Here is an 18,811-nt window from a genome sequence, read left to right on the forward strand (position 1 = left end):
ATAGGCCACGGCGGGGACATCAGCGGCGCGGGGCCTACAGGTCGAGGACGAGCTCCGCGGTGGGTATCGCCGAGCAGATGAGCACCGACCCGTCGGGCGGCTCTTCCAGCGGCGGCGGCGCGTACTCGGCCGTGCCGGCGATGACGTCGGTGACACAGATGTGGCAAACACCGCTGCGGCAGGAGTATCGGGTGGGGACGTCGCACGCCTCGGCGAGGTCGAGGAGGCTCCGGTAGTCGCGCGACCAGTTGACCGTCAGTCCGGTGCGCGCGAAGGTCACCGCGGGGCCGTCACCGGGCACACCCGGCGGCGCATGCGGACGCACCGCCGGCGGTGCGTCGGTGACTCCGGGGTTGATGGCGGCCCTCGCCCCGAACAGCTCGCTGTGGATGCGCGTCGGCTCCATGCCGGACGCGACGAGTGCGGCGCGCATCGTGTCCATGAACCCGGCCGGGCCGCAGAGGTAGATCGCGGCGTCTGTCGGGAGATCCATCGCGGCGAGCGCGCTGCCGTCCAACCGCGGGCCGCTCGCCGTGTGGACCACGTGCTGCGCGGCGTCCGGTAACGCGGTGAGCAGTCGGTCGACTTCGGCGGCGAACGCGTGGGATTCGCGATCACGGGTGGTGTGCACCCAGATGACCCTGCGCGCGCTGCGCTCAGCGGCGAGCCGATGCAGCATCGCCAGCACCGGAGTGCAGCCCACGCCCGCGGACAGCAGCACGACGGGGCGCTCCTCGTCGACGAGCACGAAATCACCTCGGGGAGCAGCACAGTCGATCGTCGACCCGACACGGATCTCGGCATGCAGCCACCGGCTGACCAGGCCGTGCGCTTCCCGTTTGACGCTGATGCGGTACCGGCCTGCGCTGCTGTCACCGGACAGCGAGTAGCTGCGCAGCGGCGCGGGCTGCCCCGCGCCCGACACCCGGACGGTCAGATACTGACCGGGGAGTGCCGGTAAAAGGGATACACCGTCGGCAGATTCGACGTCGATCGACAGCACGTCCTCGGTTTCGTGCCGGGTGGCCACGACCCGCAGCTTCCGGAACCCCTGCCACGCCGGCCCGGTGGTCCCATGGGCGTCGAGGAGTTCGCGGAACGACTGCACCCATCCCGGGCTGAGCGCGGGGAGGTCGACGGCACGGCGCAGCGTGTCGACATCGCGTCCCGGCAGATACAACAGCGCGTCGACGTCGGCGACCGAGAGCGCATGCGGGCCTCGCTGTGTGCGCACGATCTCGTCGCCCGCGGTCACCATGCCCTCGGCGATGACGCGGAGGTAGAACCCGGGTCGGTGATGCGACACCAGGAGATTCGGCATCCGCGGTTCGCCGAGCCGCATGCCGACCCGGAAGCAGGTCACCCGGGGTTGGGTGACCTCGAATTCGGCGTCGCCGATCCGGTAGCGGTCGCCGATGCAGACGGCGTCGTCCGGCAGCCCGTCCACGGTGAAGTTCTCGCCGAAGCATCCGGGTGTCAGGTCGTCGCGTTCGAGGACGGCGCGCCAGTGGTCGTAGGACTCGTTCTGGTAGACGAGCACCGCGCGGTTCTCGCCGCCGTGGCCGTTGAGGTCGCCCTGTCCGTCGCCGTCGATGTTGAGTCGACGCACCATGACTGGACCGTCCACCGGAGCCTTCCAGACGCCGGTGTGCACAGTCTTGTCCTGCCACTGAACATCCCGGGGGAACCCGACATTGACGGACACGAGATGGCCGGACGCCGAGGTCGTCATCGCCCCACCTTCCTCGCCGCGCACTCGTGTGCAGAATGGGATGCCCGGCCCAGAGTATGCCTGCGATCAGCGCAGGTCAACGCACAGATGGCGACACGGCGCTGGCGCAAACCGGCGGAGCGTGCACATAATGGGTCACATAACCCAAAACTGAGGAGAGATCCATGTCCGCTGTGCACCACCGCTACGCGACCGTCGACGGCCACCGGCTGTTCTACCGCGAGGCCGGTGATCCTGCCGCCCCGACCGTGCTTCTGTTGCACGGATATCCGACCAGTTCGTACATGTTCCGGCATCTCGTTCCCGCCCTCGCCGACAGCTACCACGTCATCGCGCCCGACCATCTCGGCTTCGGGCTGTCCGATGCGCCCGGCGTCGAGGATTTCGACTACACCTTCGACAGCCTGACCGCCTTGACCGCGGGCCTGCTCGAGCACCTCGGGATCAGCCGGTACGGGATCTACGTGCAGGATTACGGCGCCCCGATCGGCTGGCGGCTCGCGCTGGCGGATCCGGACGCGGTGACTGCGATCATCACCCAGAATGGCAACGGGTACGACGCCGGCTTCGTCGAGGGTTTCTGGAAAGCCGTGTGGGACTACCACCGTGAGCAGACGCCGGATACAGAAGCGCCTGTGCGCGAGGCCCTCTCGCTGGAGGCGATCCGCTGGCAGTACGTCACCGGCGTGGCCGACGAATCCCTGCTGAACCCTGAGGCGTGGTATCACGACCACGCGCTGGTGTCCCGTCCCGGCAATGACGCGGTGCAACTCAAGTTGTTCCTCGACTACGCCACCAACTCGCCGCTCTACCCCCGCCTGCACGAGTACTTCCGTGCCTCGCGCGTGCCGCTGCTGGCGGTGTGGGGCCGCGGCGACGAGATCTTCGGACCGGACGGCGCGCGCGCCTTCGCCGACGATCTGCCCGACGCCGAGATCCACCTGCTCGACGGCGGACACTTCCTGCTCGAGTCGGCGTTCGACGACGCCACCGCGCTGATCCGTGACTTCCTCGACCGCCGGATGCCGCGATGAGTGGGCCGGCCATCCCATAAAGTAGGGGGATGGCCGCACCGACGCCGGCTCAACGGCGGCTCACCCCCAAGGGGCAGGCCACGCGCGAACGCATCCTCCGGGCCGCGGCCGAGTTCATTATCACCGAGGGCATCTCGGCGCTGAACATGGTCAGCCTGCGGAAAGCCGCTTCGGTCAGCGGCTCCCAACTGGCGCACTACTTCACCGACAAGCAGGTTCTCGTCCGCGCGCTGATCGAGCGTCAACTGCAGATCGTCGTCGACTTCCACCGGCAACCCAAGCTCGGCGGGCTGGACACGTTCGACGACTTCGAACGCTGGCTCGACCTGAACATGCGCTACCTGCGCCGGATCGGATTCGACGGGACTCCCACCTATCACGGGCTGGCCGGCCAGCTCGCCAAGTCCGACGACGCGACCCGCCGAACGCTGGCGAACGGCTACGGGCAGTGGATCGCCCTGTTGGAAGAGGCGATCGGGCGGATGAAACGGAACGGGTTGCTGGTCGACGACGCCGATCCCCGGGAGTTGGCGCTGGTGATCGTCGGTGCGCACCAGGCCGGCGGCACGATGGCCTTCGTCTACCGCGAGGAATGGCCGCACGCCGACGCGCTGCGGTTCGCGGTGAACCGGTTGCGCATGTTCGCCGTCGACCCGGACGAGCGCGCGCCACGTCCAGCACGTCGACCGCGACCCCGGCGGACGTCGGCATGACCGAGCGGTTCACGCGCAAAGGGCTCGCGACACGCGCGCGCATCGTGGGCGCCACCGCCAAGCTGATGTTCGAGCATGGTGTCGAGAGCACGACGATGGACAGCGTGCGCGACGCCGCCGACGTCAGCGGATCGCAGATGTCGCACTACTTCCACGGCAAGACCGACCTGACCCGCGAGGTCGTCGCCGAGCGCCGGCGCAACGTCGTCGCGTTCCACACCCAGCCGCGATTCGGCTCCCTGGACAGCATGGAGGCCCTGCAGGCGTGGGCGGACGCCTGCGCCGCCGACGCGAAAACGGTCTATCGGCGCGGCGGATGTGTCTACGGGTCGTTGGCCGGTGAGTTGATCGAGGGCGATGCGCAGGTCCGGGATGACCTCGCGGCGGGTTATGACGAGTGGATCGAGTTGTTCCGCGCAGGGCTTGTGGCGATGAAACAGCGTGGGGAGTTGCGGGCCGACGCCGATCCACGTCATCTGGCGGTGTCCCTGGTGGTCGCGCACCAGGGCGGTGCGATGCTCACCTTCGTCACCGGGGATCCGGATTTGTTGCGAGTGAACGTATCTGCCGCCGTCGACTACGTCCGCTCCTTCGCGACGGATCCGGGCGACTGAGCGGCGGGCCGCCGCACCCGGTCCGCAGAATTCGCTCTGGACAAATTGGGCGAACAGGCCCAGAATTATGGGCTTTACGACCCATTAGCGGTGTAGCGGCCTCGGGCGCCGTCCGTTTCGTCGCCGCCGGTCGGCTCGAAGGGAACAGCGATGGGTTTGGCATGGCAGCAGGGTCCGCTGGCGAGCGGCACCATCGGGCACTTCCTGACGGCACAGCCACTGCCGCCGCGACTGCTGTTCGCCGAGCCGCTCCGCAGACGCATGAGAGTCCGTTTCGCCGATCGGTGGATCGCCGACAGTGAGGACGTGGTCCTGCTCCACGAACCCGGCCGCTACCCGGTCGCGTACTTCCCGCTCGAGGCCATCGGCGCCGGAGTGCTCACGGCGGAAGAGCGCACCACCGAGCACCGCGACCTCGGCCGGACCGACTGGTACACCGTCACGGCCGGTGACCGTGAGGCCACTCGGGCGGCGTGGCAGCACAGTGCCCTGACAGATGTCACCGCCGTGCTGGCCGGGCGCGTGGCGTTCGCGTGGCGTGCCATGGACGCGTTCTACGAAGAGGACGAACGGATCGTCGGGCACGCCGCGGACGCCTACCACCGAATCGACATCAGGGCGACGTCGCGCCATCTCGTGGTCCGCGCCGACAATCGGGGCGTCGCGGACACCCACCGCCCGGTGGTGCTCTACGAATCCGGCTTCGCCCCGCGGTGGTACGTGCCGCGTGAGGACGTCGACGAGTCGGTCTTGAATCCCGTTGATGGGCAGACCTTCTGCCCCTATAAAGGGCTCGCCAGCTACTACAGCGTGGGAGAACGCACACGGGCGGCGTGGTCGTACGTCGACGCCTGGCCGGAGGTGGCCAAGGTCCGCAACCTCGTCTCGTTCGAAGCCGACAAGCTCGAGATCCACCTCGACGGGAACCGTATGCACCCAGAACCGGGGCAGGCGGTCGTCGCCCACGGTGTCGACCGCGGGCTCGACCCCGGCGAAATCCTCCACCGCGCAACGGTGTGACCGTGGAAGCCTCGCTCGAAGTCGTGATCCTGCCGGTGTCGGATGCCGATGAGTCCCTGCGGTTCTATCGCGATCGCGTCGGATTCCCCGTCGATGTCGACTATGCGCCGGACCCCGGCTTCCGCGTCGTCCAGCTGACGCCGCCGCGGTCCACCGTGTCGATCCAATTCGGTGTCGGGCTGACCGATGCTCCGGTCGGTTCTCTGCGAGGGCTCTACCTCGTGGTGGCCGACCTGGAGGACGCCCGTCGGGAGCTGACGGACCGGGGCGTCGCGGTCGGCGAGATCCGACACAAGGACACCGGAGGCGGATGGCGCGGCGGCCTTCTGCCTGGCATCGACCCTGCCCACGGCGATTACGCCAGCTTCGCCGATTTCGCCGACCCCGACGGCAACATGTGGACGCTGCAGGAGCGTGGTTGGGTGGAACGGGGGAGCCGCCGATGACCGTCGCACTGTTCGACGTCAACGAGACCCTGCTCGACATCGACTCGCTGACATCGGTTTTCGTGGACAGCTTCGACGATCCCGCGGTGATGCGGGAGTGGTTCGGGCAGCTCGTCACGTACTCGATGACCGTGACGCTGTCACGCTGCTACGTCGACTTCTTCACACTCGGCCGCGCCGTGCTGCAGATGGTCGCCGACATCCGCGGCGTCACCGTCGGCGACGCCGAACTCGACCGCCTTGGTGTAGCCATGGCATCGATGCCTGCGCACTCCGACGTCGTCGAGGGTCTGTCGGCTCTGCGTGAGCACGGGTGGCGTCTGGTCAGCCTGACCAACTCACCCGTGGGTCCGGACGGGTTCAGCGCACTCGACCGGGCTGGGCTCGGCGAGTACTTCGAGAGGCAGTTCAGCGTGGATGCCGTCCGCGCCTTCAAGCCCGATCCTTCGGTGTATCAGCAGGTGTGCCGTGAACTCGACGTCATGCCGGCCCAATGCACCATGGTGGCCGCACACATGTGGGACACCATCGGCGCGCAGGCCACGGGTATGCGCGGCGCATTGATCATCCGCCCGGGAAACGCAGTTCTGAATGCCGGCGAGTTGCCGCGACCCGATGTGGTGGCAACCGATCTGCTCGACCTCGCGCGCCAACTCGGCGCCGGCCATTCAACACAGGGAGTGCAACCATGACCGAACCCACCTACGACGTGATCGTGATCGGCGCGGGTCCCGTCGGGCAGACCCGGGCCGAGCGCACCCGCGCGGCGGGGCTGACGGTCGCGGTGATCGAGCGCGAACTCGTCGGCGGCGAATGCTCCTACTGGGGCTGTGTTCCCAGCAAGGCACTGCTGCGTCCCGTGCTCGCCGTCGCCGACGCCGACCGCGTCGACGGCGCGCGCGAGGCGGTCACCGGCCCTGTCGACGCCACCGCGGTGTTCCGACGCCGCGACCGGTATGTGAGCGACTGGGACGACAGCGGCCAGGCCGACTGGGTGCGGGGAATCGGCGCGGACCTCTTCCGCGGGCATGGGCGGCTGGACGGGCGACGCCGGGTCACGGTCACCGCAGCTGACGGAGAGGTGATCGCGCTGACCGCACGTCAGGCTGTTGCGGTGTGCATAGGTAGCACAGCGGCGCTGCCGGACACGCCTGGCGTCGCCGAGGCAAATCCGTGGACCAACCGCGGAGGTACCGAGAGCAGCACCGTGCCCGCCCGACTGGCAGTGGTCGGGGGCGGCGGTGTGGCGGTCGAACTCGCCACTGCCTGGCAGGGTTTGGGTTCATCGGTGACCCTGCTGGTACGCGGTTCGAGCGTGCTCACCCGGATGGAGCCGTTCGTCGGCGAGTACGTGGCGCGCGGACTTCGGGACGCCGGCGTCGATGTGCGCCTTGGCGTCTCGGTGAAAGAGGTGCAGCGACCCGGTGGTGACGGTCCGATCATCGTGCGACTCGACGACGGCAGTGACCTCGAAGTCGAAGAGATCCTGTTCGCGACCGGACGCGCCCCGTTGACCGGCGAGGTCGGACTCGACACCGTCGGACTCGCACCGGGGTCCTGGCTGGACACCGACGACACACTGCGGGTACGCGGCGTCGAGGGCGACTGGCTGTACGCGGTGGGCGATGCGAATCATCGTGCGCTGCTCACCCATCAGGGCAAGTACCAGGCCCGCGTAGCCGCCGCGGCGATAGTCGCACGAGCCGCGGGCGGCGACGTCGACATGTCGGCGTGGAGCCCCTTCGTCGCAACGGCCGACACGGTGGCGGTGCCCCAGGCGTTCTTCACCGACCCGGAGGCCGGTTCGGTCGGTCTGACCGCACAGCAGGCCGCGGACACCGGCCTTCGGACCCGGGTCGTCGACATCGCGATCGGTGAGGTGGTCACCGGTGCGAAGCTCTACGCCGACGGATACCCGGGACAGGCCCGGATGGTGGTCGACGAGGACCACGGTCACCTGCTGGGTGTCACGATGGTCGGCCCCGGAGTCGCAGAGATGCTGCACTCCGCCACCGTCGCCGTGGCGGGACAGGTGCCCGTCGATCGGCTCTGGCACGCGGTCCCGTGCTTTCCCACCGTCAGCGAGCTGTGGCTGCGCATGCTCGAGGCCTACCGTGACAGCGGCGCGCCATGACCACCGGAACGGAACGCGTGAGCCTGTTCTCCGACGGCGTCTTCGCCGTCATCATCACGATTCTCGTTCTGGAGCTCCACCCGCCCGAAGAGCCGACTTTCGCTGCGCTGGCGCCGCTGTGGCCGACCGGACTGAGTTACGCGGTGAGCTACGTGTTCATCGCCATCGTGTGGGTGAACCACCACCACCTCTTCGGCTACGCCGGCCAAGCCACTCCACGGCTGCTGTGGTCGAACTTCGCCCACCTGTTCTCGGTCTCGCTCATCCCATTCACCACCGAATGGGTCGCCGACAGCAGGCTGGCTGCTGCGCCGGTCGCGTTCTACAGCAGCGTGTTCGTATTGGTCAACGCAACGTATCTGGCCATCTGCTGGGAAGTCGTCGATCGCCCCGCGTCCGAGCGCGCCACGCTCCGGGTGCGTCGGATGATGCGCATGCGATCCTTCATCACCCTTGCCGTCTTCGTCCTTGCGGCGGCTCTCGCCTTGCAGTGGCCGGCAGTCGGAATGGCGTTGATCTGCCTCTGCCTACTCGGCTACCTGCGTCCTGACGCCCCCGGTGCGCGGCGCGGGAGCCCAAGGGACGTTCGTCAGCCTGCACCACCCCGGCCTGCTCCGCGCTGAAGCGGGACTACCCGAGCTCCGCCAGCTGCCGCACCACCGGTGCGATTCCGTCGATCCACGCTGCCGGCGAACCGCCCGGTGGCATGACGATGGCGGTCTGCACACCCACCTTCGCGTATTCGGCCATGGCGCGCACGAATTCGTCGGTCGCCCCGGGTGCGGGCCGCGGATCGTGGACGAGGATCGTGACGCGGATGTCGGCGACGTCGCGGCCGACGGTGTCGCAGTGCCGCCGCAGCACCTCGAGCTTGTGCGCCACCTCCTCGGGCGAGCCGAACAGGTTGCACGCGTCGCCGTACTGCGCCACCAGCCGCAGGGTCTTGCGCTCGCCGCTGCCGCCGATCATCACCTTCGGCCGATTGATCGGCTGCGGCGAGCACAGCGTCTCCGCCAACTGGTAGTGCTTGCCCTCATAGGGCCCGTTGTTCTCCGGATCCCACATCTGCGCGCAGATCTGCAGGGTCTCCTCGAGTCGCTCGAACCGTTCGGCGACCGGCGGATACGGCACCCCGAGTCCGACGTGCTCGCGCTCGAACCACGCGGCGCCGATCCCGAGCCACGCCCGCCCGCCCGAGAGGACGTCCACCGTCGTCACCGTCTTGGCCAGCAGCCCCGGGTGCCGATACGTCACACCCGTCACCAGCAGGCCCAGCTCGATGGCCGACGTGTGCGCGGCCATGAAGCCCAGGCTCGTGTAGCCCTCCAGCATGTTCGATTCGGCAGGCAGGCCCGTCGGCTCGATCTGGAAGAAGTGGTCCATGAACGACAGCCAGGTCGCGCCGGATGCCTCCGCCGCCGCGCCGACGCGGGCGAGTTCACCGGCGATGGCGGTCGTTCCGCCGTCGATGTCGAAGATGGGTACGTGATAGCCGAGTTCCATAGCTGGGGACAACCGGTGTGACCGGCGCCGCATTCCCGCTACAGGCGTCCGACTGTGCGCAGCCCCTCGACGGTGTCGGCGATCGTGTCGGCGACGTCGCGCTGTGTGAGGCCGAAATCCCGCTCGGCCGGCTTGTCGTCTGAGGTCGGCATCTGCGTGTAGTACTGCATCGCCGCGGAGTTGATCGGTGTCTCGAACGGCAGCTGGTCGCCGATCACGTCGAACAGCCGGCCGACGGTGCGCAGCGCGACGTCGGGGATGGGGAGCGGTGCCAGATCGCGGCCTGCGGCGTCGCCGATCATCGTGGCGAGCTCACCCACGCTGACCCGTCGTCCGCCCGCCATGTAGCGGCGCGGACCCTTGCCCGCCTCCAGCAGCGCCACGTGCAGCGCGGCCAGATCGCGAACATCGATGACGATCCAACCCGCTCCGCGCCCGGGCACGCTGCGCATCTTGACCGAGGCCTCCACGCCCTCGGCGGCCTCCCCGAACTGGTCGCCCGCAGGGGGACCGAGCACCATGCCCGGATAGGTGATGTTCACCGGCGCCCCGGCGTCCTGCAGCCCCCGGGCGTACGCCTCGACGACCGCCTTGGACTTGCCGTAGCCATCCGACCCTCCGGTGACGGGCAGGTCGGCGTGCAGGACATCGAGTCCCGGGCGGAAGAGTGCCGTGAAGCTCGAGACGTGGATGATCGGGTCGATCTTCGCCTTGGCCGCCCCGCCGAGCACATACCTCGCGCCCTCCAGGTTGGTGCGAAGCATCTCGTCGGCCATCGCCGGATCGGTCGAAACCATTGCCGCGCAATGGATCACCGCATCGCAGCCGTCGAGCGCCTCGGCGGTCGACTCGGGATCGGCGATGTCACCGACGACGTGGTCGCTGATGTCGGCGCCGATCTGCTCGGCGCTGGTGGTCAACCGTTCCGGCTTGCGAACCAGGAAGCGGACCTGGTGCCCGGCGTCCTGCACGGCCTTGGCGGTCCATGCGCCGACGAACCCGGTGCCGCCTGTGATCAGAACCTTCATCGGCTCCCCTGGTGTTGCGCGGTGACGGACGTCACCGGACACTACCCGGACGCGGAAGCGCCCAAACCGGCGCCTAACCGATGCCGACGAGCGGGCTGATGACGTCGCGGGCGAACTGCACGGCGTTCACCTGCGGGCTGCCGTCGGGGTAGCTCACGGTGGCGAGGACGTTGGCGCCTGCGTCGGCGAAGTTACCGTCGGCGCGGTCCTGATGCGTCGACGACGTGACGAGGATGATCCCGGACGTACCGGCCTCCTTGGCCAGCGGCACCGAGAACCGCGCGTTCTGCACGGTGCTGTTCGCCTTGTCCTCCACGATGATCCGGTTGGGCGGGAAACCGAGCATCGTCAACATCCGGCGCATCGCCGCGGCCTCGGTCACGCCGTTGCGCGGGTTGCCGCCCGTCACGATGATCGGCGATTGCGGAAAGAACTGGGCGACAGTGAGCCCCGTGATCACGCGGCGTCGCAGGATCGCGCGCATGGTGCCGTCGGGTTCGAGGCCGTAGCCCAGGATGACGATCGCCGGTCTCGAGAAGTCCTTCACCGCGACGGCGGGTTGGGCGTGGGCGACCGTGGGGGAGACGTCGCCGATGAGTGCGGCGGACGCGAGCGCGACAGCTGCCGCGGCGATCTTCCAGCTTCTCCGCATACGCCCTCCAGGACTCGTGGTGCTGAGGGTGTGATCGTGATTGGCGTGGCAGGTGTTACTCGGCGGCTACCCGCGCTCTCCAAGACCACTGCTGCACGACGGCCGCCGCGGTGACGGCCACCGCCGCGGCCACCGCCGTCACCGACAGCATCGTGCTGTCGCGCTGTGACGCCCCGATCGCGATCGCGACCAACGCCCACAGCACCCCGGTGACATATCCCGGCGTCCCGCGCAGCAGCACCGTCACGACGATCGCCGACACGGACGCGGCCACGAGCACCGAGAGCTGCCACCCGGCCGCGGACGCCGACCACCCCGCCGAGATCAGCGCGGCGGTCACGTTCGCGAACACCGCGATGCTGCTCCACCCGAGATAGAGCCCGAACGACACCGTCGCCAGCACCGCCAGCCACCGCGGGCACGTCAGCTCCTCGCGGTGGCGCACTAGTAGCCACATGATGTGCAGCAGCGCGCCGGCCATCACGAGGAACACCACGACGCTCGCCCACAGCCAGTCCTGCGCCGCGACCGCCAGCCACATGCTGAACCCGACGAACACCACGCTCGCATCGATCAGCACGCCGGTTTCCCATGGCGAGCCGAGCCCGTAGCGCACGATCGCCACGGCGGTCACGGAGCTCAGCAGTGTGATCAGGCCCCACAGGCTGAACGCATAACCGGCCGGCGTGATGAGCGCCTGGTTCGTCGCCCCCGACTTCAGGAAGTCGCCGTTCACCGCGCGCGACACCGGGGAAGCGACCAGCTGGCTCACCGCCAGCACCGCGGCGGCCCACCGCCACGGGGTCACGGTCGAAGCGTTCGAGCGGGCGGCAGGGGCGGTGGTCATGACAGTGATTCGTTCCCGGTTCGCGTCCGGATGACAACACGCGTCGCCGGCTGGAGTTGTGATTGCGATCACGATCGGTTTAAATTGTGCTCAATACCACAACGAAAGGCTGATCCATGGATGCGGTAAACGACGGTTCGCTGGCCCCGGTTCAGCCCGCGGTGACGCGTCGGGCCAAGCCGGCCGATCACCACACCATTCAGTCGGTCCTTCTCACTGCGGTGTTCATCCTCGGTGTCGCCGGCATCGTCGGCGCGCTCGTGCTCGGTCAGTCGACGGCGGCGATCATCATCGCGCTGATCTCCGGCGCGATCATCACCGGCACCGTCTGCTGAGCGCGTCCGGCTGAGCAGCCGAAGTGCTGCGTAGCATCGGACGATGAGTACTCGGCACCTTCACATCGACAAGCAGTCACCTGCGGCGTACAAGGCGCTGATCGGTGTGTCGACCGCGGTCACCGCGCTGGCCAAGGAAACGGGCCTGCCGCGTTCGCTTGTCGAACTCGTCAACATCCGGGTGTCCGAACTCAACGGCTGCGCAACATGTCTCGAGGTGCACCACCGCCGCGCCGCCGATGCCGGCGTGACAGCCAAGCAACTCGCGACGGTGTCGGTCTGGCGCGACACCGAACTCTTCGACGAGCGCGAACAGGCCGCGCTGCGCCTCGCCGAGATCACCACCACACTGCCCGACCACGACACCGCCGACCGTGAATACGCCCGCGCCCGCGAGGTTCTCGGCGACGACGAGCTCTCCGCCGTGATCTGGGTCGCGACGGCGATCAACGCGTTCAACCGCGTGTCCATCATGAGCGGGCACACCGTCCGGGCCTGACGCTGGACTCTGCACACCTGACACCGGCGCGAGCGCTCACTTGGTGCCGCTTCTGCGCGGCGTGTCGTGTACAAACACGCGCGCTCGCGCAGAAGAGGAAGCCGGGGTCAGATCTGGCCGTGCCGCGGCGGGCGGGTGCCCGACAGCGTGTAGCGGCCGATGTGCTGCAGCTTCCACCGCACGGGGTCGTGCAGGGTGTGCGTGCGCGCGTCGCGCCAGTAGCGGGAAAGATTGCCCGACACGGAAGCGCTTCGCGTGCCGCCCAATTCGAACAGACCCGTCGACGCGTCCAGCGAGGCCCGCACCGCGGCCACCTTCGCGATCGCGACCGCGACAGACGCGGCGGCCGCCGACTCCTCGGTCAGATCGGCGGTCGCGGCGTCGACCGCCCGCGCCGCCTCGACGAGCAGGGCCTGCGCTCCGCAGACCGTCACCGCCAACTCACCGGCGGCCTGGATCAGCGTCGGATCGTCGACGGCGGTCGCGACCGAGGCCTCGAAGTGCGGACGGGCCCGTTCGGCCTGGCGCACGCCGGCGGCGAGCGCACCCGTCGCGATGCCCACGTCGATTGCGCTGTGCAACAACTGCGCCCGCGCGCCGTAGGTCGTCGGCTCGGCGAAGATCGGCGTGAACGGCACCACGTGTTCAGCGGGTACCGCGACGCCGGTCAGCGTGACGGTGCCCGACGCCGTCGTCCGCTGACCCATACCCTCCCAGTCGTCGACGATCTCCACACCCGAGGCGTCGCGCGGCACGAACGCCACCGCCTTCGGCGTCGACGCCGTCGGCACCGAACCGTCGTCGAGTGAGGCCCGCACCACCAGCCAGTCGGCGAACAGCGCACCCGTCGAATAGAACTTGCGGCCGGCGAGCACGTAGTCGCCCGAAGGCCGACGCGACAGCGTCGTGGTGTCGACGTCGATGGGATGCGGGCCGCGTTCGGACTGCGCGTTGGCCAGCAGCGCCCCGTCAAGCACCTGCCGGTAGAAGTACGCCTGCTGATCGGCGGTGCCCTGCGAACGCAACGCCTCGAGGAACACGAAGTGCGAGTGCGGGATCTGCGACAGCGACGGATCGGCGTGGGCGATCAGCCGGAACACCTCGGCGAGCACCGTCGCGGGCGCGTCGATGCCGCCATGGGCGACCGGTATCGAGATCGCCAGCAGCCCGGATTCTTTGAGCGCCTTCACCTGGTCGTGGGGCAGCAGCCGGTCGGTGTCGCGGGCCGAGGCCTCGGCGTCGAACACCGCGGACAGCTCCGCCGCGACGTCAAGCGCTTCCTGCTCGGAGGCGATCACCGTCATCGGGTCGCGCCGATGAAGGGAATGTGCGCCGGCGCCGCCGACGATGCCTGGCCCTTGAACAGCCCCCGCTCGCGCAGGATGGGCACCACGCCCTCGCCGAACCAGAACAGCTCCTCGAGGTGCGGGTAGCCGGAGAAGATGAACTCGTCGATACCGATCTCGGCATACTCGGCGATCCGGTCCGCCACCTCGGCGTGGCTGCCGACCAGAGCCGTGCCCGCCCCACCGCGCACCAGCCCCACGCCTGCCCACAGATTCGGGGCGACCTCGAGGGAGCGGGCGTCGTGCCAGCTGCCGTTGCGCCGGTTCTCCTCGTGCAGCGCGAGCATCCGCTTCTGTCCCTCGGATTCGCTGCGGTGCAACCCCTCCTGCGCGTTACGCACGGTCTCCTCGTCGAGGGCGGCGACCAGTTTGTCGGCCTGCGTCCACGCCTCGTCGGAGTTGTCCCGCGAGATGGTGTGCAGGCGGATGCCGAAGCGCACCTCCCGCCCCTCCTTCGCGGCGAGCCCACGGATCCACTCGATCTTCTCGCGCACCGCCGCGGGCGGCTCACCCCACGTCAGGTAGACGTCGGCGTGCTTGGCTGCCACCGGGCCCGCGGCCGCCGAGCTACCGCCGAAGTACAACGGTGGCACTGGGTTCGGCAGCGTCGGGATCGCGGCGTTCTCGATCTGGATGTGCTCGCCGTCCAGCGACACCGTCTCACCGGCCCACAGCCCTCGGACGACCTCGAGGAATTCGTCGCAGCGCTGGTAGCGCCGCTCCTTGTCGAGGTGGTCACCGAAGGAACGCTGTTCGTGTGCCTCGCCGCCGACGACGACGTTGAGCAGGATGCGGCCCGGTGCGTGCCGGGCGAACGTCGCCGCCATCTGCGCCGACAGTGTCGGGCTGACCAGTCCGGGCCGGAACGCGACGAGGAACGCCAGCGACGTCGTCTCGCGGGCCAGCAGCGCGGCGGTGATGAACGCGTCCTCGCACCACGCGCCTGTCGGGATCAGCGCGCCGGTGAAACCAAATGATTCGGCGGCCCGCACGATCGAGCCCAGGTAGTCGATCGACGCGTCACGGTCGCCGTGCGCCGCGCCCGCGGGCATGCCGTGGCCGCCGCCGACGATCAGCCGGCTGTCCCCGTAGGTGGGGAGGAACCAGTGCAACTGGATAGTCATGGAAGTCTCCTAACGGCCGCGGGTCGGCTGCGAGGCCACCGACGCCGCTGACGACGGCACGGTCGAGGGCCGGTCGATGATGGTGGAGGCGGGCCCTCCGACACGGTAGCGGGCGCCGCGATGCTCCTCGGGCAGCCGGTCACCGCGGCCGAGCAGCTTGTTGCGCAGCGTGCCTGGCGCGTACGACGACTGGTAGGCGCCGCGGGCGGTGAGTACCGGCACCACGTGGTCGATGAAGTCGGCGAACGATCCGGGTGTGACGGCGTAGGCGAGGTTGAACCCGTCGACGTCGGTCTCCTCGACCCACTCCTGGATCGTATCGGCAACGGACACACCGGAACCCACGATGCGCGGACCCATCCCACCGATCTTGCCCCATTCGGCGATGTCTTTCACCGCCCACTCGCGGCCGTCAGGGTCGGCGGACTGGAACGCCTTGACCGCCGACAGGATGGCGTTGGAATCGACGTTGCCGACCGGTTCGTCGAGCCCGAAGCGGGACAGGTCGACGCCCATCCAGCCGGACATGAACGTCAGCGCACCCTCGGCGTCTCCGTAGGAGAGGTAGTCGGCGTGCTTGGCGTGCGCCTCTTCGTCGGTCTCGGCGGTGATCACCGTCGACAGGTTGAAGATCTTCACCGCGTACGGGTCGCGGCCGGCGATCTCGAGTTCGCGGCGGATCGTCGTGACCGTCTCGCGCAGCAGCGCCTTCGTGGGGGAGGCGGTGAAGATGGCTTCAGCGTTCTCCGCGGCGAACCGCACCCCGCGGGGGCTGGAGCCGGCCTGGTATATCACCGGCGTGCGTTGCGGGGAGGGTTCGGACAGGTGGATGCCCGGCACGGTGAAATGCGTGCCCTGGTGGCCGATGTGGTGCACCTTCTCCGGATCGGTGAACACGCCACGGGCGCGGTCCCGGACGACGGCGTCGTCCTCCCAGGAGCCTTCCCACAGCTTGTAGAGCACCTCGAGGTATTCGTCGGCGTGGTCATAGCGGGCGTCGTGGGCGGGCTGGTCGGTCTGGCCCATGTTGCGCGCGGCGGCGGGCAGGTAGCCGGTGACGACGTTCCAGCCGACGCGGCCGTTCGTGAGGTGGTCCAGCGTCGACAGACGCCGGGCGAACGGATACGGATGCTCGAAACCCGTGCCGGTGGTGACGCCGAAGCCCAGGTCGTCGGTGACGTAGGCCATCGCGGAGACCAGCAGCAGCGGATCGTTGACGGGGACCTGGGCGGCCTGGCGGATCGCCGCCTCGTCGCTGGCGCCGTACACGTCGTAGGTGCCCAGCACGTCGGCGATGAACAGGCCGTCGAAGCGCCCGCGTTCCAGCAGCTTGGCCAGCTCGGTCCAATAATGCAGGTCCTTGTACCGCCACGACTGGTCCTCGGGGTGCTTCCACAGCCCGGGGGACTGGTGGGCGACACAGTTCATGTCGAAGGCGTTGAAGCGGATCACACGAGTCACTGCGAAATCGTTGCCGACGGGCGGGGTGCGGTCACGGGTTCGGCTCAGCGCGATTGGAAGGGCGGGCATCGGCGGGCGGCGGGCCCATGTGTCGAATTGCCCGACTATGCGCGACAAAGTCGCTGTGGTGTCTCTGGTCTCGACGGGGTTCTGTAGCGCCCACGTCGCCGGAGGTGCCGGCCGGTGTAAGAAGCCTCCGTCCGGGTATAGGAGCGCAGTGTCTGCACCCCGGCGTTATCTCAGCAACCCCGTTGTCCTTCCGGTGCGATCGCGGTGACCGCCAACCGGACTCCGGTATCCGAGGACCTGCGCCGCCTGGCCGCAGCGCACGGAGTGGCCACCTCGTACCGCAACGAACGGCGGGAACCAGTCGAAGTCGACGCCGATGTGGTGATCCGGGTGCTCGGGTTGCTCGACGTCGAGGCCGGCACGGAAGCCGACCGTCGCCGCGAACTGACCAGACTCGAGGAGCGGGACCGCGCGGGCGTCCTGCCGCCCACGGTGGCGGTGCGGGTAGACGGCCGCCCCCAGCCGCTGCCCGGGGCCGTGTCCCTGGTCGGAGAGGACGGCGCGCGGATCGAGGTGGACGACGAACTGCCCGGCGACCTGTCACCGGGTTGGTACCGGTTGCAGACCCGCGACGGTCAGGAGTCCACCCTCGTGGCGGCGCCGCCCAAGGTGCCCTCCGCGCCGGCCACCTGGGGCTGGATGCTGCAGCTCTACGCGCTGCGCTCGGCCCGGTCCTGGGGCATCGGAGACCTCGGCGATCTACAAGAGTTCGTGAACTGGACCGCTACCGAACACGGGGCCGGTGCCGTGCTGCTCAACCCGCTGCACGCGCCGGGACCGACGCACCCAGTGCAGCCTTCGCCCTACACGCCGTCCAGCCGGCGCTTCGCCAACCCGCTGGCGTTGCGCATCGAGGACATCGACGCCTACCGCCGAGCCGACGCGGACACCCGGGCGGAGGTGGACGCGCTCCGGGTGTCGGCGACCACCGAGCGGATTGACCACGACCTCGTGTGGGCGGCGAAACGGGATGCCCTGGAACTGCTTTGGCGGTCGGAAGGTCGGCCGGACGCTTTGGCGGATGCGTCCGAGGGTTTGCGTGACTGGGCGACGTACTGCGCGCTGGCCGAACGCCACGGCGGCCGGTGGAGCCGCTGGCCCGAGGCGCTACGGGACGTCGCCGGCCCGGCCGTGGCGTCGGCGCGCGACGAGTTGGCGCCGCGGGTCGCGTTCCATGCCTGGGTGCAACACCGGTGCGCCGAGCAGCTCGTCGCCGTGCGGGATGCGGCGCACGAGGCGGGCATGGCATTGGGCGTGCTGCACGACCTCGCCGTGGGGGTCGACGCGGACGGCGCGGACGCGTGGGCGCTGGCCGACGTGCTCGCCACCGGGGTGAGTGTCGGTGCGCCCCCGGACAACTTCACCCCGCGCGGTCAGGACTGGGGTCTGCCACCGTGGCGGCCGGATCGTCTGGCGGCCACCGGTTATGCCGCGCTTCGGGATATGCTGCGCGCCGTGCTCTCGCATGCCGACGGGTTGCGCATCGACCACGTCGCCGGTCTGTGGCGACTGTGGTGGATCCCGCCGGGCGACGGACCCGACCGCGGCACCTACGTGTACTACGACGCGGACACCATGCTGGCGGTGTTGGCGCTGGAAGCACACCGCGCGAGGGCCACCGTCGTGGGCGAGGATCTCGGCACCGTCGAACCGGAGGTCACCGAGGCGTTGGCGGACAACGGGATGCTGGGGTGCGCGGTGTCCTGGTTCACCCGCGACCAGACGGACCCCGGCGAGCCGCTGCTGCCGCCCGCGAAGTGGCCGGCGCGAGCCGCTGCCAGCCTCTCGACGCACGACCTGCCCACCGCGGCGGGATTCCTGCGCGGCGAACACGTGCGGGCCCGCGCGGACCTCGGTCTGCTCGACGACGTGCCCGGTGAGCAGGCCAACGCCGACAAGGAGCGCGGCGAGTGGCTGGCGATGCTGCGTTCCGAGGGAGTGTTGCCGGCCGACTCGAGCGAGCCGGACGAGGCGGCGATCATCGCAGGTATGCACCGGTTGCTGGCCGCGACTCCGAGTCAGCTCAAACTCATCTCGCCCTACGACGTGATCGCCGAGCCGCGACAGCCCAATCTGCCTGGGACGGTTGACGAGTACCCGAACTGGCGGCTCCCGTTGCCCGAGACCCTCGAGCAGCTGCGCGCCGACCCGAGGGTCGCCGAGATCACCGCGGCCTTCCGGGAGGCCGAGTAGTTCCGCTCAGCCGAACAGCGCCAGCGCGTCCCGTCGTCAACATTCAAATCTGACTGCGCAC

The 18,811-nt window shown here is 69.0% G+C and carries 19 protein-coding genes; 11 read left to right on the top strand and 8 right to left on the bottom strand.

Annotation, left to right across the window (positions count from 1 at the left end; all coding sequences use genetic code 11):
- Nucleotides 1–34: 34 nt before the first annotated feature.
- A complete protein-coding gene (locus tag I7X18_RS05055) occupies nt 35–1,732 on the bottom strand; it encodes an MOSC domain-containing protein (RefSeq protein WP_193044263.1) in 1,698 nt (565 codons plus the stop codon).
- Nucleotides 1,733–1,896: 164 nt separating this feature from the next.
- Between I7X18_RS05055 and I7X18_RS05060 the strand changes: the two genes are divergently transcribed.
- The 8 genes from I7X18_RS05060 (at nt 1,897) to I7X18_RS05095 (ending at nt 8,316) form a co-directional block, all read left to right on the top strand.
- A complete protein-coding gene (locus tag I7X18_RS05060) occupies nt 1,897–2,766 on the top strand; it encodes an alpha/beta fold hydrolase (protein WP_193044262.1) in 870 nt (289 codons plus the stop codon).
- Between the two features lie 29 nt (nt 2,767–2,795).
- Nucleotides 2,796–3,479, top strand: coding sequence for a TetR/AcrR family transcriptional regulator (locus I7X18_RS05065; protein WP_193044261.1), 684 nt, complete (start codon nt 2,796–2,798; stop codon nt 3,477–3,479).
- A complete protein-coding gene (locus I7X18_RS05070; RefSeq protein WP_193044260.1) occupies nt 3,476–4,093 on the top strand; it encodes a TetR/AcrR family transcriptional regulator in 618 nt (205 codons plus the stop codon). The genes I7X18_RS05065 and I7X18_RS05070 overlap by 4 nt, the downstream gene beginning before the upstream one ends.
- A 150-nt stretch (nt 4,094–4,243) precedes the next feature.
- Nucleotides 4,244–5,113, top strand: a complete 870-nt coding sequence (locus I7X18_RS05075) for a DUF427 domain-containing protein (protein WP_193044259.1) — start codon at nt 4,244–4,246, stop codon at nt 5,111–5,113.
- 2 nt (nt 5,114–5,115) lie between these two features.
- Complete coding sequence (locus I7X18_RS05080) at nt 5,116–5,559, top strand: VOC family protein (RefSeq protein ID WP_193044258.1); 444 nt, start codon at nt 5,116–5,118, stop codon at nt 5,557–5,559.
- Nucleotides 5,556–6,251 (top strand): haloacid dehalogenase type II, encoded by a 696-nt coding sequence (locus I7X18_RS05085; RefSeq protein ID WP_193044257.1) that lies wholly within the window; start codon nt 5,556–5,558, stop codon nt 6,249–6,251. Before I7X18_RS05080 ends, I7X18_RS05085 begins: the two co-directional genes overlap by 4 nt.
- Entirely contained in the window at nt 6,248–7,693 is a 1,446-nt protein-coding gene (locus I7X18_RS05090) for a dihydrolipoyl dehydrogenase family protein (RefSeq protein WP_193044256.1), read from the top strand. The genes I7X18_RS05085 and I7X18_RS05090 overlap by 4 nt, the downstream gene beginning before the upstream one ends.
- Nucleotides 7,690–8,316: a TMEM175 family protein gene (locus I7X18_RS05095; protein WP_193044255.1), complete on the top strand. Its 627-nt coding sequence runs from the start codon at nt 7,690–7,692 to the stop codon at nt 8,314–8,316. The genes I7X18_RS05090 and I7X18_RS05095 overlap by 4 nt, the downstream gene beginning before the upstream one ends.
- A gap of 7 nt (nt 8,317–8,323) precedes the next feature.
- Here the strand turns inward: I7X18_RS05095 and I7X18_RS05100 are convergent, their stop codons facing one another.
- The 4 genes from I7X18_RS05100 to I7X18_RS05115 all read right to left on the bottom strand — a co-directional run bounded on the left by I7X18_RS05100 (nt 8,324) and on the right by I7X18_RS05115 (nt 11,723).
- On the bottom strand, nt 8,324–9,196 hold the full coding sequence (locus I7X18_RS05100; RefSeq protein WP_193044254.1) for an LLM class F420-dependent oxidoreductase: 873 nt from the start codon (nt 9,194–9,196) through the stop codon (nt 8,324–8,326).
- A gap of 38 nt (nt 9,197–9,234) precedes the next feature.
- Nucleotides 9,235–10,224, bottom strand: a complete 990-nt coding sequence (locus tag I7X18_RS05105) for an SDR family NAD(P)-dependent oxidoreductase (RefSeq protein ID WP_193044253.1) — start codon at nt 10,222–10,224, stop codon at nt 9,235–9,237.
- Between the two features lie 73 nt (nt 10,225–10,297).
- Nucleotides 10,298–10,876 (bottom strand): YdcF family protein, encoded by a 579-nt coding sequence (locus tag I7X18_RS05110; RefSeq protein WP_193044252.1) that lies wholly within the window; start codon nt 10,874–10,876, stop codon nt 10,298–10,300.
- A 55-nt stretch (nt 10,877–10,931) separates the two neighbouring features.
- Entirely contained in the window at nt 10,932–11,723 is a 792-nt protein-coding gene (locus tag I7X18_RS05115; RefSeq protein ID WP_226862908.1) for a TspO-related membrane protein, read from the bottom strand.
- 116 nt (nt 11,724–11,839) lie between these two features.
- On the opposite strand from I7X18_RS05115, the gene I7X18_RS05120 reads away from it, so the two are divergent.
- Both I7X18_RS05120 and I7X18_RS05125 read left to right on the top strand, forming a co-directional pair.
- The gene (locus I7X18_RS05120; RefSeq protein WP_193044251.1) at nt 11,840–12,058 is read left to right on the top strand and encodes a hypothetical protein; all 219 of its coding nucleotides are present in this window, start codon (nt 11,840–11,842) and stop codon (nt 12,056–12,058) included.
- 43 nt (nt 12,059–12,101) lie between these two features.
- Nucleotides 12,102–12,557: a carboxymuconolactone decarboxylase family protein gene (locus tag I7X18_RS05125; RefSeq protein ID WP_193044250.1), complete on the top strand. Its 456-nt coding sequence runs from the start codon at nt 12,102–12,104 to the stop codon at nt 12,555–12,557.
- A gap of 107 nt (nt 12,558–12,664) precedes the next feature.
- On the opposite strand, the gene I7X18_RS05130 is transcribed toward I7X18_RS05125, so the two are convergent.
- The 3 genes from I7X18_RS05130 to I7X18_RS05140 are packed head-to-tail and all read right to left on the bottom strand — an operon-like array spanning nt 12,665 to nt 16,488.
- Nucleotides 12,665–13,861 carry an SfnB family sulfur acquisition oxidoreductase gene (locus I7X18_RS05130; RefSeq protein WP_193044249.1) on the bottom strand — a complete coding sequence of 399 codons (1,197 nt, stop codon included), beginning with the start codon at nt 13,859–13,861 and terminating at the stop codon, nt 12,665–12,667.
- Nucleotides 13,858–15,027 (bottom strand): LLM class flavin-dependent oxidoreductase, encoded by a 1,170-nt coding sequence (locus I7X18_RS05135; RefSeq protein WP_193044248.1) that lies wholly within the window; start codon nt 15,025–15,027, stop codon nt 13,858–13,860. The genes I7X18_RS05130 and I7X18_RS05135 overlap by 4 nt, the downstream gene beginning before the upstream one ends.
- Before the next feature lie 9 nt (nt 15,028–15,036).
- Complete coding sequence (locus I7X18_RS05140) at nt 15,037–16,488, bottom strand: LLM class flavin-dependent oxidoreductase (RefSeq protein WP_193044247.1); 1,452 nt, start codon at nt 16,486–16,488, stop codon at nt 15,037–15,039.
- 273 nt (nt 16,489–16,761) lie between these two features.
- On the opposite strand from I7X18_RS05140, the gene malQ reads away from it, so the two are divergent.
- Nucleotides 16,762–18,750 carry a 4-alpha-glucanotransferase gene (gene malQ / locus I7X18_RS05145; protein WP_232375411.1) on the top strand — a complete coding sequence of 663 codons (1,989 nt, stop codon included), beginning with the start codon at nt 16,762–16,764 and terminating at the stop codon, nt 18,748–18,750.
- Nucleotides 18,751–18,811: the final 61 nt, after the last annotated feature.

It is taken from the genome of Mycolicibacterium baixiangningiae, from assembly GCF_016313185.1.
GTDB classification, from domain to species: Bacteria; Actinomycetota; Actinomycetes; order Mycobacteriales; family Mycobacteriaceae; genus Mycobacterium; species Mycobacterium baixiangningiae.

Excerpts from the sequence above, each read along its gene's own strand:
- I7X18_RS05060 (WP_193044262.1), top strand. The coding sequence starts at position 1,897 with ATGTCCGCTGTGCACCACCGCTACGCGACCGTCGACGGCCACCGGCTG.
- I7X18_RS05115 (WP_226862908.1), bottom strand. The coding sequence starts at position 11,723 with ATGACCACCGCCCCTGCCGCCCGCTCGAACGCTTCGACCGTGACCCCG.
- I7X18_RS05130 (WP_193044249.1), bottom strand. The coding sequence starts at position 13,861 with ATGACGGTGATCGCCTCCGAGCAGGAAGCGCTTGACGTCGCGGCGGAG.
- I7X18_RS05075 (WP_193044259.1), top strand. The coding sequence starts at position 4,244 with ATGGGTTTGGCATGGCAGCAGGGTCCGCTGGCGAGCGGCACCATCGGG.
- I7X18_RS05065 (WP_193044261.1), top strand. The coding sequence starts at position 2,796 with ATGGCCGCACCGACGCCGGCTCAACGGCGGCTCACCCCCAAGGGGCAG.
- I7X18_RS05125 (WP_193044250.1), top strand. The coding sequence starts at position 12,102 with ATGAGTACTCGGCACCTTCACATCGACAAGCAGTCACCTGCGGCGTAC.
- I7X18_RS05105 (WP_193044253.1), bottom strand. The coding sequence starts at position 10,224 with ATGAAGGTTCTGATCACAGGCGGCACCGGGTTCGTCGGCGCATGGACC.
- I7X18_RS05120 (WP_193044251.1), top strand. The coding sequence starts at position 11,840 with ATGGATGCGGTAAACGACGGTTCGCTGGCCCCGGTTCAGCCCGCGGTG.
- I7X18_RS05100 (WP_193044254.1), bottom strand. The coding sequence starts at position 9,196 with ATGGAACTCGGCTATCACGTACCCATCTTCGACATCGACGGCGGAACG.
- I7X18_RS05090 (WP_193044256.1), top strand. The coding sequence starts at position 6,248 with ATGACCGAACCCACCTACGACGTGATCGTGATCGGCGCGGGTCCCGTC.
- I7X18_RS05070 (WP_193044260.1), top strand. The coding sequence starts at position 3,476 with ATGACCGAGCGGTTCACGCGCAAAGGGCTCGCGACACGCGCGCGCATC.
- I7X18_RS05095 (WP_193044255.1), top strand. The coding sequence starts at position 7,690 with ATGACCACCGGAACGGAACGCGTGAGCCTGTTCTCCGACGGCGTCTTC.
- I7X18_RS05135 (WP_193044248.1), bottom strand. The coding sequence starts at position 15,027 with ATGACTATCCAGTTGCACTGGTTCCTCCCCACCTACGGGGACAGCCGG.
- I7X18_RS05085 (WP_193044257.1), top strand. The coding sequence starts at position 5,556 with ATGACCGTCGCACTGTTCGACGTCAACGAGACCCTGCTCGACATCGAC.
- I7X18_RS05055 (WP_193044263.1), bottom strand. The coding sequence starts at position 1,732 with ATGACGACCTCGGCGTCCGGCCATCTCGTGTCCGTCAATGTCGGGTTC.
- I7X18_RS05110 (WP_193044252.1), bottom strand. The coding sequence starts at position 10,876 with ATGCGGAGAAGCTGGAAGATCGCCGCGGCAGCTGTCGCGCTCGCGTCC.